We start from the raw sequence: 12,858 nt of genomic DNA, 5'->3' as shown, positions 1-12,858 counted from the left end.
CGGTTGCACGGTTACGCTTGACCCATGCCCCGTCTCACTGAACGCGAACTCGCCGCCACCATCGACCACGCGATCCTGAAGCCCGACTTCACCCGGTCGGACGTGGACGCGGAACTGGACATCGCGGCCGAGTGGGGCGTCTTCAGTGTGTGCGTCCGTCCGTCCGACATCCCTTACGCCGTGCAGCGGCTCGACGGCACCGGCGTCGCCGTCGGCACCGTCATCGGGTTCCCGCACGGCACCACCTCGACCACCGCGAAGGTGGCCGAGACGATCCGTGCGCTCGAGGACGGCGCTACCGAGTTCGACATGGTCATCAACATCGGCGCCCTCCGCTCGGGCTTCGACGAGGTCGTCGTCGACGACATCCGCGCCGTCGTGGATGCCGCGGGGGGCCTGATCACCAAGGTCATCCTCGAGACGAGCCTGCTGGACGAGGAGCAGATCGCCCGCGGCAGCCGGCTCACCGAGGCCGGCGGAGCCGACTTCGTCAAGACCTCCACAGGCTTCGCCGGCGGCGGCGCGACCGTCGAGCACGTCCGGCTCATGCGCGCCAACGTCGGTCCGGGGGTGCAGGTGAAGGCCTCGGGCGGCGTGCGCAGCCTCGACACGGCGCTCGCGATGATCGAGGCCGGCGCGTCGCGCTTGGGCACGAGCGCCAGCGCCACGATCCTCGGCGAACTGCGTGCCGTCCTCGCCGGCGAATCGGCGTCGGGCGCCGTCGACGAGTCGTCCTACTGACCCGGCCTACTGCAGCGCGGCGCGGACGCGCTGGACGTCGTCCGTCATCTGCGCGATGAGGGCGTCGATGCCTTCGAAGGCGACCATCCCGCGGATGCGGGCGATGAAGTGCACCTCGACCCGGTGGCCGTAGAGGTCGAGCTCTGTCTCGTCCAGGACGTACGCCTCGACCTGGCGCACCGCGACGTCGTCGAAGGTGGGGTTGGTCCCCACCGAGATGGCGGCGGGGTACCGCGTCGTCGAGTGCGGTGAGGGTGTGGCATCCGCCCCCTCGATCGCCCCATGGTCGACGAGCCAGCCCGCGTACACGCCGTCTGCGGGGATGAAGCCCTCGGCCTCGACCGAGAGGTTCGCGGTCGGAAAGCCCAGCTCGCGCCCGCGCTTGAGCCCGTGGACCACCTCGCCGCGGACGGCGGCCGGGCGCCCCAGCAGGCGCGCGGCGGTCTCGACGTCACCCTCGGCCAGGAGCGTGCGGATCCACGTGGACGACACGCGCCGCCCCTCGTCGTGCGCACGGATGTCGTCGATGACCTGCACCCGGAACCCGTACTCACGGCCGAGGTCGGCCAGCAGCTGGGGATTGCCTGCTCCCCCGCGACCGAAGCGGAAGTCGCTGCCGACGAACACCGTCACCGCACCCACCGCATCCACCAGCACCCGACGCACGAACTCTTCCGGGGCGAGGTCTGCCAGGGCGCGGTCGAAGCGCAGCACGAGGGTGGCATCCACCCCGGTGTCCGCCAGCAGGGCGAGCTTCTGATCGACGCTGACCAGGTCTTCGGGACAGATCTCGGGTCGCAGCACGCTCAGCGGATTGCGGTCGAAGGTCACCGCCACGACGCGGGCGCGCTCGGACGCCGCCTCCACCCGGGCACGGTCGATGCCGGCGCGGTGGCCGGCGTGCACGCCGTCGAACTTGCCGATGACGACCACCGACGGGCCGAAGCCGGCGGGGATCTCGGCGGGATCGCGGAACGTGATCACCAGGAGGACCTCTCGACCGGTTCGACAGCGGATTCCACGACGCGGCCGGGGCGGTGCGTGACGAGCCACCACAGGCCCAGCACCGGCAGCGCGAGCGGAATGAAGAGGTACCCCGCCCCGAACCATTGCCAGACCGTCTGGTGGTCGAACTGCTCAGGGAGGAGGAAGGTCAGCGACCCGACGACGATGACGCCGGTCAGCTCGAAGCAGATCGCCACCCAGGCGACGACGTACCAGGCCCGGGATCCGGCGAACACCAGCGCGAGCGTGGCGAGGATGTACACCACCGCGGCCGCGGCCGACAGCGAGTAGGCCAGCGGTGCCTCGTCGAAGCGCTCGACGATCTGCACGAAGGAGCGGCCGGTGGCAGCGAGCGCCATGACCGCGTAGACGATCACGAGCACACGGCCGATGCCGGTCATACGCGGGCGGGAGGACATGTCGCGCTCCAGTGTAGGGGCCGCGGGAAGGAGCCGGCTCATGCGCCCTGCACCGTCCAGATGACCTGCATGCGCCAGACCATGACAGCCACCGACAGTGCGGCGATTCCCATGATGACGGTGCTCCAGCGGCTGCGCTCGAGGAGCGCCCACAGCACGGCGGCCGGGGGCAGCAGCACGGCCGAGACGAGGTAGACCCAGAATTCGAGCAAGCTCCCCGACGGCGGGTTTCCTGTCAGCGGCGCGGCGATGCCGACCACGACCTGTGCCACCAAGAGCAGCTCGACCAGCGCCAGCGAGCCGACCGTGAGGTCGCTCGGGCGGCGCCCGGCGAGGCCGAGCACCACGCAGAGCAGGCCGGCCACGACGGCGACGGCCACCTGGACGACGGCGAACCACAGGATCATCAGTTCTCCTCCGAGACGTTCATGGCGCTCTTGACGTCGTCGCCGCGGCGCTCGACGATCCCCACCAGCCGACCCTCGGGATCGATCGCCGCCGCGCGCTCGGTGGTGAGCCGGGTCGCGGCGCCGGTCAGGCGCTTGCCGTGTCGCAGGTCGCGGGCTTCGTCCGCGCTGACGGGGAACGAGCCGAGCACGCTCGCGGCGACCTGCGCCTGCGGCAGGAGCGCCTCGGCGGAGATGTCGTCGACACCGACCGCGTCGGCGACATCGAACGGGCCGATGCGCGTGCGCCGCAGCGCCGTGAGGTGTCCCCCGACTCCGAGCGCGGCGCCGAGGTCGCGCGCCAGCGCACGGATGTAGGTGCCGCTGGAGCAGTCGACCACGACGTCGAGGTCGATGACGCCGGCGCCGTGACGGCGCTCGCGCACCGCGAAGCGCGAGACGGTGACCGCGCGCGCGTTCAGCTGCACATCTTCGCCCGCGCGGGCGAGGTCATACGCCCGCCGGCCGTTGACCTTGATCGCGGAGACGCTGCTGGGCACCTGCGAGATCGCCCCGGTGAGGTCGGCGATGCCGGCGGCGAGCCGCTCGTCGTCGACGGCCGCCACTGCCTCGGCATCCGCCGTCGTCGTCACGGTGCCGTCGGCGTCATCGGAGTCGGTGCCCACGCCCAGCCGGATGGTCGCCTCGTAGGTCTTGTCGAGCCCGACGAGGTAAGTGAGCAGCCGCGTCGCGCTGTCGACGCCGAGCACCAGCAGGCCCGTCGCCATCGGGTCGAGGGTTCCGGCGTGGCCGATCTTGCGCGTCCCCAGGGCACGGCGGGCGCGGGCGACGACGTCGTGACTCGTGATGCCGCCGGGCTTGTCCACGAGCAGGATGCCGCCCATCAGCAGAAGTCCCGGAAGACGCGGGCAGGACGCCGGAAGTCGGTGTTGTCGACGATCGCCGACGCGGCGCGGCGGGGGTCGGCGTCGCGCAGGTACAGCTCCTGACCTTGCCGGTACCGCGCGTTGGAGGCCGCGGTGTGGTCGGGGTCGGCCCCGTCGCGCTCGGCGAGGCGGGCGAAGGCGACGTCGACCGGGACGTCGAGCCACACCGACCAGTGCCAGAGGCCGCGCAGCTCGGGTCGGTGCAGGAAGATGCCGTCGACCAGCAGCACCGCGTCGGGGCCAGCGACCTGCGGAGCGACGTCGACGGAGGCGTCGGCGGCGACGTCCCACACCGCGGTGCGGAAGGGCTCGCCGGCGCGGAACGGCTCGATGAGCTCCCGGCGGAAGGCGGCGTAATCGTAGGAGTCGAGGTAGAACCCCTCCGGCGACGTGCGGCCGCGGGCATAGCGCTGCGCACGCGGACGGTGGAAGCCGTCGACCGACGCGCGGAAGACGGGAACGTCGTCGAACACGGTCGCGAAGCCGTCGGCGAATCGGGTCTTGCCCGCCCCGTCGAACCCGTCGACGGCGAGCAGGATCCGGCCCCGGCGATGATGCTGGCTCACGTCGTCGCGCAGGCTCCGCCAGAGGTCGGGGGCGGTGGTCTCGGGCATCCCTCCAGCTTACTTCGGTGGCGACGGCGCACCCCGCGGAACGAGCGGCCGTAGGCTTTTGCGGTGCCCGACCTCGCCGCTCCGCTCATCGCGTGGTACCGGGAGAACGCGCGGGACCTGCCGTGGCGGCATCCGGAGTTCGGCGCGTGGGGTGTGCTGGTGAGCGAGTTCATGCTGCAGCAGACGCCGGTGGCGCGGGTGATCCCCCACCTCGAGGCGTGGCTGGAGCGCTGGCCCGATCCCGCAGCGCTGGCAGCCGCCCCGCCCGCCGAGGCGGTGCGGCAGTGGGCGAACCTGGGGTACCCGCGGCGCGCGCTGTGGCTGCACCGCGCGGCCGTGGAGATCCGCGACCTGCACGGGGGCGTCGTGCCGGCGGACGTCGACGCGCTTCTCGCGCTCACCGGGATCGGCGATTACACCGCCCGCGCCGTGGCGGTGTTCGCCTACGGACAGCGGCATCCGGTCGTCGACACCAACACCCGGCGCGTGCTGGCCCGGGCAGTCGACGGCCGGTCGCAGCCGGGGGCGCCGGCGCGACGCGACCTCGCGGCGATGGCGGCGGTGCTTCCCGCCGACGACGCGGGCGCGGCGGTCGTCAACGCGGCGACGATGGAACTCGGAGCGGTGGTGTGCACGGCACGCGCGCCGCGGTGCGAGGCGTGCCCGCTCGCGCACCTGTGTGCGTGGCGGGCAGCCGGGTACCCCGACACCGGTGACAACCGGCGACGGCAGGCCCGGTACGAGGGCAGCGACCGGCAGGCGCGCGGGGCGGTGCTGCGGGTGCTGCGGGAGGCCGCGGCCCACGCGGTGCCGGCGGAGGCGGTCATCGCCGACTGGCCGGACCCCCGCCAGCGCGACCGCGCGATCGACTCGCTGATCGCGGACGGGCTGGTCGAGGCATCCGAGGGCAGGCTGGCGCTGCCGCGCTGAGCCGTGGCAGCGTCAACGGCGGTGCCACCGTGCGCAACGTCGGGAATTCGAGCGGCCGGGGCCCGTGGTGCCTGCGAAAGCAGGCGGGGCGGGACGGATCGGCGACGTCGTGCACGCGGTCCGACGGTGCCGAGGTTGCGGGTGCGGCCCGGGCACGACGTAGGCGCCGCAGCGAGTAGTCACTCGCGAGGCCGAGTACTCACTCGGCGTCGCGAATACTCACTCGCGACCGCGAATACTCACTCGGCGTCTTCGAGGTCGCGCGGCTTCACGTACGGGTCGGGCTCGCCGGCGTAGGTGGCGCCGGTGGCGAGACCGGCCACGGCCGCGTCGCGCTCGCGCGCCTCGCGCAGCAGGTCCTCGATGTGCCCGGCGTTCTCGGGGATCGCGTCCGGAATGAACTCGAGGGTGGGGGTGAGCCGCACGCTGAGCTTGCGCCCGACCTCGCTGCGCAGCAGGCCGGTGGCGGCCTTCAGCGCCTCAGCGGTGTCGGCGCGCTCCTTCTCGGTGCCCAGCACCGTGTAGAACACCGACGCGTGCTGCAGGTCGCCCGTCACCTTGACATCGGTGATGGTGGTGAACCCCAGTCGCGGGTCGCGCAGCCCCTTCTCGAGGCGCTCGGCGATCAGCACGCGGATGCGGTCGGCCATTCTGGCCTGACGCTCTGACGACATGGTTGTGTCTCCCTGAAAAGGTGGAAGGCGGGGGGCGCCGTGTGGCACCCCCCGCCAGGTGATCAGCCTCGCGGCTTCTCGACCATCTCGGTGGTTTCGATCTCGTCGCCGATCTGGATGTCGTTGAACTTGCCGAGGCCGATACCGGCCTCGTAGTCCGTACGCACCTCGGTGACGTCGTCCTTGAAGCGGCGCAGCGACTCGATCGCCAGGCCGTCGGCGACGACCACGCCGTCGCGGATGACGCGTGCCTTGGCGTTTCGGGTGATCGTCCCCGAGCGCACGATGACACCGGCGATGTTGCCGAACTTGGAGGAGCGGAACACCTCGCGGATCTCCGCGACGCCCGACTGGATCTCCTCGTACTCCGGCTTGAGCAGGCCCTTGAGCGACTGCTCGACATCGTCGATCGCGTTGTAGATGACCGAGTAGAACCGGATGTCCACACCCTCACGCTGAGCACGCTCGCGTGCCTTGGCGTCGGGGCGCACGTTGAACCCGATCACGATCGCGTTGTCGATCGTGGCGAGGTTCACGTCGGACTCCGTCACGGCACCCACACCGCGGTGGATGATCCGCAGCTGCACCGAGTCGTCGACCTCGATCTTCAGCAGCGACTCCTCCAGCGCCTCGACGGCACCGGAGACGTCACCCTTGATGATGAGGTTGAGCGACTCGACCTTGCCCTCCTGCAGAGCGCGGGTGAAGTCCTCGAGCGAGATGCGCTTGCGGGCCTTGGCCAGCTGGGCGTTGCGCTCAGCGGCTTCACGCTTCTCAGCGATCTGACGGGCGAGGCGGTCCTCTTCGGTGACGATGAACGTGTCACCGGCGCGGGGCACGGAGTTGAGGCCCTGCACCTGCACGGGGCGGGAGGGGTAGGCCTCTTCGACCGGGTCGCCGTTCTCGTCGGACATGGCACGCACGCGGCCGTAGGCGGTGCCTGCGACGATCGCGTCGCCGACGCGCAGCGTTCCGGACTGGATGAGCACGGTGGCAACCGAACCGCGGCCCTTGTCGAGCTTGGCCTCGATCGCGACACCACGGGCGGCCTTGTTCGGGTTCGCCGTGAGGTCGAGCCCGGCGTCGGCGGTCAGCAGGACGGCATCCAGCAGTTCCTGGATGTTGGTGCCCTGGCGAGCGGAGACGTCGACGAACATGACGTCGCCGCCGTACTCCTCGGCGACGAGGCCGTATTCGGTGAGCTGCTGGCGCACCTTGGCCGGGTTGGCGTCGGGCTTGTCGACCTTGTTCACGGCCACCACGATCGGCACGTTCGCCGCCTGCGCGTGGTTGAGGGCCTCGACCGTCTGGGGCATGATGCCGTCGTCGGCGGCGACCACGAGGATCGCGAGGTCGGTGACCTGCGCACCACGGGCGCGCATGGCGGTGAACGCCTCGTGACCGGGGGTGTCGATGAACGTGATCGCTCGCTCGATGCCCTCGTGCTCGGTCCAGACCTGGTATGCACCGATGTGCTGCGTGATGCCACCGGCCTCGCCGGCGACCACGTTGGTCTGACGGATCGCATCGAGCAGTCGCGTCTTACCGTGGTCGACGTGACCCATGACGGTCACGACCGGCGGACGGATCTCGAGGTCGTCTTCGCTCTCGGCTTCGAGCTCTGCATCGAGGTCGAGACCGAAGCCCTCCAGGAGCTCCTTGTCCTCGTCCTCGGGCGAGACCATCTGGATCTTGTAGCCCAGCTCCTCGCCGAGCACCTCGAAGGTCGCCTCGTCCAGCGACTCGGTGGCCGTTGCCATCTCGCCGAGGTTGAACAGGATCGTCACCAGCGTGCCGGGCTGCACCGTGTAACCGGTGATGGCCTCGATCTTGTCGGCGAAGTCCGCGATCGATGCGCCGCGGCGCATGCGGATGATCTCGCCGTTACCGCGCGAGACGTTGACGCCGCCGACGACAGGCGCCGACCGCATCTCGAATTCCTGCCGCTTCGCCCGCCGCGACTTGCGCTGCTTCGACTTGCCGCCGCCCTTGCCGAAGGCACCTGCGGTGCCACCGCCGGGTCCACGACCACGGCCACCGCCACCGGCGGGACGACCGGCGAAACCACCGGCGGGCGGACCGCCGGGACGCTGGAAGCCGCCGGCTGCGCCGCCGGGACGACCGGGGCCGCCGGGACGCTGCTGGAACGGGGCGCCGGGACGACCGCCACCACCGGGACGACCTGCGCCGCCGGGACGGGGTGCGCCCGGACGCGGCGCGCCGGGGCGCGGTGCCTGGGGACGCGGGATGTTGCCGGGCGTGGGGCGCTGCCCCATGCCCTGAGCCGACGCGAACGGGTTGTTGCCCGGACGGGGACCGGCGGGACGCTGGCCCATGCCCTGCGAGGAGGAGAACGGGTTGTTGCCGGGCCGCGGTGCGCCACCGGGGCGCGGAGCACCCGGGGCGGGAGCACCCGCGGCGGGAGCACCCGGGGCGGGGGCGCCGCCGGCGGGCTTGGGCGCGCCGGGCGTCGCGGACGACGGTGCCGATGCGGCGGGAGCCGCCTCAGCGGGCTTCTCGGCAGCCGCGGGCGCAGCCGGAGCGGCGGGAGCGGGTGTCGGGGCAGCCGGGCCGGGAGCGGGAGCCGCCGGAGCGGCTGCCGCAGCGGCCGGAGCCGCGGGAGCGGGAGCCGGGGCCGGAGCGCTCGGAGCCGCAGGGCGGGCGGGGCCCGGACGGCCTGCGGGACGCGCGGGCGCACCCTGGGCGGGAGCGCTGGGAGCGGGCTGTGCGCCGTCGGCCTGCAGGGCCTGACGGAGCTTGCGAGCCACGGGGGGCTCGATGGTCGAGGAAGGGCTCTTGACGAACTCGCCGAGCTCCTTCAGCTTCGCAAGTGCGACCTTGCTGTCGACGCCGAGTTCGGAAGCGATCTCGTGCACGCGTGGTTTTGCCACAATTCTCCTGTCTGAAGGTCTGCCCCAGACAGGAGCAGACCACTAGTTGCGGACGGGTCTCATTTCGAGCCGTTCACTTTGAGTCCATAGCCGTTCAGCCGTTTCGCTGGAAGTGGTTCTGAAGGGTCTGCGTGTCAAGCGAACCTGACACGCGCAATGCTCGCCCGAAGGCACGGCGCCGGATGGCGGCGTCCACACACTCGCTCGTCGGATGCACCCACGCGCCCCGCCCCGGCATCGATCCGCGCTCGTCGACGACGACCTGCAGATCAACAGCCACGACTCGGGTGAGCGTGGTCCGGAGGGCACGCGCGCGGCATCCCACGCACGTTCGAACGGAATCCATCCTACCCCCTCCGCGCCTCAGAGCGGATGCCACGCCCCCGCCGCGCCGGACGGATCAGCTCTCCTCCAGGATGCTGTCGGGCTGGATGTCGATCTTCGCGCCGGTGAGCTTCGCGGCGAGTCGGGCGTTCTGACCCTCCTTGCCGATGGCCAGCGAGAGCTGGTAATCGGGCACGAGCGCCCGCACGGCCTTCGTGGACGCGTCGAGGATGAAGCTCGACGTCACCTTGGCCGGCGACAGTGCGTTGGCCACGAACGCGGCGAGCTCCGGGTTGTAGTCGACGATGTCGATCTTCTCGCCGCCGAGTTCCTCGGTGACGGCGCGCACGCGGCGACCGAGTTCTCCGATGCAGGCGCCCTTGGCGTTGATCGAGGGGTCGGTGGCCATGACGGCGACCTTGCTGCGGTGGCCGGCTTCACGCGCGAGCGAGACGATCTCGACGAGACCCGACGCGATCTCGGGCACCTCGAGCGCGAAGAGCTTGCGCACGAGTCCGGGGTGCGTGCGCGACACGGTGATCTGCGGTCCCTTGAGGCCCTTCGCGACGCTCGTCACGTAGACCCGCAGCCGCGACCCGTGGGCGTAGGACTCGCCGGGCACCTGCTCCTCGGGCGGGAGGATCGCCTCGACGGTGCCGAGGTCCACGTGCACCATGCGGGGGTTCGGGCCCTGCTGCACGACGCCGGCGACGATGTCGCCTTCACGGCCGCGGAATTCCCCCAGCACGGCGTCGTCGGCGATGTCGCGCAGCCGCTGGCTGATGACCTGCTTGGCGGCGAACGCCCCGATGCGACCGAAGTCCTCGGGAGTGGTCTCCTCCTCGCCGATCACCGCTCCCTCTTCGTCGAGCATCGGCACGAAGATCGCGACGTGGCCGGACTTGCGGTCGAGCTCCACGCGGGTGCCCGCGGGAACCTCGCCGGTGGGTGAGATGTGCTTGCCGTAGGCGGTGAGGATGGCCTGCTCGATGATGCGCACGAGCTCATCGAAGGGGATCTCCTTCTCGCGCTCGATCGTCTTCAACAGTCCGAGATCGATGTCCACGGTGTTCTCCCTATTCAGCTCTTTCACGGCGCGCGAACGGCGCGACCGCATCCCCCATACGTTACCGGATGCCGCATGGCGGGGCCTGAGAACGCGTCGGCCTCACTGCGGACAGGAGTCCAGCACGCGGTCGGCGCGCGCGGCACCGCTCACGGTGTCGGTTTCGGCGCCCAGGACGGTCTCGCTCCACCGCAGCAGCAGCGGGAGCATCGTGGAGCGCGGCTGGAGGATGTCCTGGTGGCCGCCGTCGGGGACGACCCAGGTGAAGACCCGCTCGCCCTCGGCGCACAGCCGGGAGACCAGGCTGCGCTGCAGCACGGTCGGAAGCACTTCGTCCTGCGCACCCCAGCCGACGAAGATCGGGCTCTGCCACGGTCCTTCGGGCACGTTCTCGGCCAGGCGCTCCCCGAGCGCCCCTGTCGTCAGGTCCGGCAGCGATACCGGCTCATTCTCGGACAGTCCCAGCGCGGTGAGCGCCGAGACCACGACGCCGGGTTCGCTCAGGCACCGCTGCGCCATCTCTCGGATCACCTGCCGCGCGCCCTGGGCGACGTAGTCCTCGAGGTGCACGTCGGCATACGTCTCCGCATAGGGCACGAGCACCCACGACACCATCACCGTCAGCAGCGCGTTGGCCTCACCCGACGCGAGCTCCTCGGCGAGCGCCAGCGGATCCGCGGCGGGTGCCAGGAGCGCCGTGCCCCGCACATCGACCCCCGGGGTGTAGTCAGGGGCGATCTGGGTGGTCCACAGCGCCGCATGCCCGCCCTGCGAGTGACCCCAGACAACGGTGCGCGGGGACAGCACGAGGTCCTCCAGCTCACCGGCGGCCAGCACCGCGTCAAGCGCCGAGCGGGCCTCGCCGCGGCCGATGAGATAGGGGAAGTCGCCGGGCGCGCCCTGCCCGGTGTAGTCCGGCGCGACCACCACCCAACCGTTGGCGATGGCCCGGTTGACGTCGGGGATGGCCCAGTGCGTGGCGGTGCCGTCGGCGAGACTGGGGGCGCAGCCGCGCGCGACCCCCGTGGTGCCGTGGTTCCAGATCACCACGGGGCGGGGACCGTCCGCCGGTTCGTCGGGGACGATCACGAAACCGCTGGCCACCGCCGGGTCACCGAGCGACGAGCGGGTCGTGTAGAGGATGCGCTGCACGGTGGCTCCCGGCGGCGCCGCTCCGAGGTAGTCGCCCGATCGGATGAGCCGGCCGTGTCCCTCGGGCAGGTCAGCGGGCGGATCGTAGAAGGCGTCGACGACGGGCGCGCCATCGGCGAGCCAGCCGTTCAGCCAGGATCCGCCCGCCGCCGCGGCCACCAACAGCGCCGCTACGGCAAAGCGCCCCACCGCGACCCACGCCCGACTGCGGCGGCTGCGCAGACGCGTCCGCGACGGGTCGACACGCTGCCCGTCGGCGAGGATGCCGCGCACGCCTCGCACGACCAGCGTCACGCCGAACACCATCGTGCGCACACCGAAGAGCACCGCCACGACCAGCACGCTGACGTCGGGCCAGGTCAGCGCCAGCACGCCGAAGACGATCTGGGCCCCGCCCCACGCGACGTCGAGCACCCGCCGGCTGACACCGCCGCGACTGACGGCGTCACCGAGAGACGCCACGCCCGCGAGGATCAGCAGCACCGCCAGGGCGGTGGGGAGAAGGTCCAGCCTGCCGCCGAACCAGACGGCCAGTGCGATCCCCCCGACGATCCAGGCGATGCCGACCGCCCGGTTCCACCGGTGGCGATGGCGGGGCGCGATCATCTCGACCACCCCCGCGACCACGGCGCTCGCACCGATGTAGACCGTCAGCAGCAGCAGCGAGGTCAGCGGTCGGAAGACGATGAGAAGAGCGAGCCCGACCACGACGAGGCCCATCGCGAGCAGAGCCGGCGCCGGAGCGCGCACCAGCAGCCGCGGGAGAGCCGCCAATCCCGCGCGCAGTCCCACAGCTGGCTTTGTCACCCAGGAAGCGTACTCGCGGTCACCTCCGTGAACCCTGCGCCCCTAGGCTGTGGCCGTGCCAGAAACCGTCTCACCGCGCGCCAGCCGTGAGGTCGCCCGTGAGGTCGCCTACCACCCGGCTGCCCGGTTGGGCGCGAGAGCCGGATACGTCGCGAACGGCGTCGTCCACGGTCTCATCGGGTCGATCGCCCTGGGCGTGGCCTTCGGCGGCACGGGCGAAAGCGACCAGACCGGCGCGCTGAAGGCGATCGCCGACGCCCCTCTCGGATTCGCCGCGCTCTGGGTGCTCGCCGTGGCCCTCTGGGCACTGGGCACCTGGCACCTCGCCGCGGGCGTGCTTGTCCGCGACCCGCAGGGCGACGTCAAGGGCGCCGCGAAGAAGTGGGGGGTGCGGGCGGCGGAGTGGGGTCAGGCGGCGACGTTCTCGGCCATCGGCTTCATCGCGGCCGCCGTAGCGCTGGGCGCACGGCCGAACGCGGAAGAGGCCGCCGAGCGGGCCAGCGAGGGCGTGCTCACCGTCGCGGGCGGGTCGATCCTGCTCAGCCTGGTCGGACTCGGCGTCGCCATCGGCGGCATCTCGTTCATCGTGATGGGGGTGATGCGCAGCTTCCACAGCAAGCTGGACATCCCCGACACGCCGCTCGGGCACGCCGTCGTCCTGCTCGGCGTCGTCGGGTTCATCGCCAAAGGCATCGCGCTGGTGATCGTCGGCATCCTGCTGCTGGCATCAGCCGTCACGATCGATCCCTCGACCGCGGGCGGACTCGACGGCGCTCTGCAGGCGCTGCTGGCGATGATGTTCGGGCCCGCGCTGGTCGCCGCGGTCGGAGCCGGGTTCATCGCGTACGGGGTCTTCTGCCTGTTCCGCGCCCGCTACGCCACCCTCTGACCGGCGCGCGGGC

General features: G+C 71.5%; 13 protein-coding genes. 3 read left to right on the top strand and 10 right to left on the bottom strand.

Annotation, left to right across the window (positions count from 1 at the left end; genetic code table 11):
- Positions 1–24: 24 nt before the first annotated feature.
- Complete coding sequence (deoC, locus tag QNO21_RS03855) at positions 25–741, top strand: deoxyribose-phosphate aldolase (protein WP_257519405.1); 717 nt, start codon at positions 25–27, stop codon at positions 739–741.
- A gap of 6 nt (positions 742–747) precedes the next feature.
- Here deoC and QNO21_RS03850 read toward each other — a convergent pair whose 3' ends face one another.
- The 5 genes from QNO21_RS03850 to QNO21_RS03830 are packed head-to-tail and all read right to left on the bottom strand — an operon-like array spanning position 748 to position 4,112.
- A complete protein-coding gene (locus tag QNO21_RS03850; RefSeq protein WP_257519406.1) occupies positions 748–1,725 on the bottom strand; it encodes a bifunctional riboflavin kinase/FAD synthetase in 978 nt (325 codons plus the stop codon).
- Positions 1,722–2,147, bottom strand: coding sequence for a hypothetical protein (locus tag QNO21_RS03845; protein WP_374113661.1), 426 nt, complete (start codon positions 2,145–2,147; stop codon positions 1,722–1,724). The genes QNO21_RS03850 and QNO21_RS03845 overlap by 4 nt, the downstream gene beginning before the upstream one ends.
- Positions 2,148–2,203: 56 nt before the next feature.
- Positions 2,204–2,572: a hypothetical protein gene (locus QNO21_RS03840; protein WP_257515956.1), complete on the bottom strand. Its 369-nt coding sequence runs from the start codon at positions 2,570–2,572 to the stop codon at positions 2,204–2,206.
- Positions 2,572–3,456 carry a tRNA pseudouridine(55) synthase TruB gene (gene truB / locus QNO21_RS03835; RefSeq protein WP_257519407.1) on the bottom strand — a complete coding sequence of 295 codons (885 nt, stop codon included), beginning with the start codon at positions 3,454–3,456 and terminating at the stop codon, positions 2,572–2,574. The genes QNO21_RS03840 and truB overlap by 1 nt, the downstream gene beginning before the upstream one ends.
- Positions 3,456–4,112, bottom strand: coding sequence for a nucleoside/nucleotide kinase family protein (locus QNO21_RS03830; protein WP_257519408.1), 657 nt, complete (start codon positions 4,110–4,112; stop codon positions 3,456–3,458). The genes truB and QNO21_RS03830 overlap by 1 nt, the downstream gene beginning before the upstream one ends.
- A gap of 63 nt (positions 4,113–4,175) precedes the next feature.
- On the opposite strand from QNO21_RS03830, the gene QNO21_RS03825 reads away from it, so the two are divergent.
- Positions 4,176–5,042 carry an iron-sulfur binding domain-containing protein gene (locus QNO21_RS03825; protein WP_257519409.1) on the top strand — a complete coding sequence of 289 codons (867 nt, stop codon included), beginning with the start codon at positions 4,176–4,178 and terminating at the stop codon, positions 5,040–5,042.
- A 239-nt stretch (positions 5,043–5,281) separates the two neighbouring features.
- On the opposite strand, the gene rbfA is transcribed toward QNO21_RS03825, so the two are convergent.
- From rbfA to QNO21_RS03800, 5 genes are all read right to left on the bottom strand, one after another.
- A complete protein-coding gene (rbfA, locus tag QNO21_RS03820) occupies positions 5,282–5,716 on the bottom strand; it encodes a 30S ribosome-binding factor RbfA (protein ID WP_257519410.1) in 435 nt (144 codons plus the stop codon).
- 62 nt (positions 5,717–5,778) lie between these two features.
- On the bottom strand, positions 5,779–8,607 hold the full coding sequence (gene infB / locus QNO21_RS03815) for a translation initiation factor IF-2 (protein WP_257519411.1): 2,829 nt from the start codon (positions 8,605–8,607) through the stop codon (positions 5,779–5,781).
- A gap of 94 nt (positions 8,608–8,701) precedes the next feature.
- On the bottom strand, positions 8,702–8,953 hold the full coding sequence (locus QNO21_RS03810) for a YlxR family protein (protein WP_257516932.1): 252 nt from the start codon (positions 8,951–8,953) through the stop codon (positions 8,702–8,704).
- Positions 8,954–9,007: 54 nt separating this feature from the next.
- Positions 9,008–9,997, bottom strand: a complete 990-nt coding sequence (nusA, locus tag QNO21_RS03805; RefSeq protein ID WP_257519412.1) for a transcription termination factor NusA — start codon at positions 9,995–9,997, stop codon at positions 9,008–9,010.
- A 102-nt stretch (positions 9,998–10,099) separates the two neighbouring features.
- A complete protein-coding gene (locus tag QNO21_RS03800) occupies positions 10,100–11,956 on the bottom strand; it encodes a lipase family protein (protein WP_257519413.1) in 1,857 nt (618 codons plus the stop codon).
- A gap of 55 nt (positions 11,957–12,011) precedes the next feature.
- Between QNO21_RS03800 and QNO21_RS03795 the strand changes: the two genes are divergently transcribed.
- Positions 12,012–12,845: a DUF1206 domain-containing protein gene (locus QNO21_RS03795; protein WP_257519414.1), complete on the top strand. Its 834-nt coding sequence runs from the start codon at positions 12,012–12,014 to the stop codon at positions 12,843–12,845.
- Positions 12,846–12,858 lie beyond the last annotated feature (13 nt).

This window comes from Microbacterium sp. zg-Y818, assembly GCF_030246905.1.
Classification (GTDB): domain Bacteria; phylum Actinomycetota; class Actinomycetes; order Actinomycetales; family Microbacteriaceae; genus Microbacterium.
Note: the sequence above shows the minus strand (reverse complement) of the source record. Positions and strands in the feature narration are given on the sequence as shown.

Bases quoted from the DNA above. Each gene is read 5' to 3' on its own strand.
- deoC (WP_257519405.1), top strand. From the start codon at position 25: ATGCCCCGTCTCACTGAACGCGAACTCGCCGCCACCATCGACCACGCG.
- QNO21_RS03845 (WP_374113661.1), bottom strand. From the start codon at position 2,147: ATGACCGGCATCGGCCGTGTGCTCGTGATCGTCTACGCGGTCATGGCG.
- QNO21_RS03840 (WP_257515956.1), bottom strand. From the start codon at position 2,572: ATGATCCTGTGGTTCGCCGTCGTCCAGGTGGCCGTCGCCGTCGTGGCC.
- truB (WP_257519407.1), bottom strand. From the start codon at position 3,456: ATGGGCGGCATCCTGCTCGTGGACAAGCCCGGCGGCATCACGAGTCAC.
- QNO21_RS03830 (WP_257519408.1), bottom strand. From the start codon at position 4,112: ATGCCCGAGACCACCGCCCCCGACCTCTGGCGGAGCCTGCGCGACGAC.
- rbfA (WP_257519410.1), bottom strand. From the start codon at position 5,716: ATGTCGTCAGAGCGTCAGGCCAGAATGGCCGACCGCATCCGCGTGCTG.
- QNO21_RS03810 (WP_257516932.1), bottom strand. From the start codon at position 8,953: ATGGATTCCGTTCGAACGTGCGTGGGATGCCGCGCGCGTGCCCTCCGG.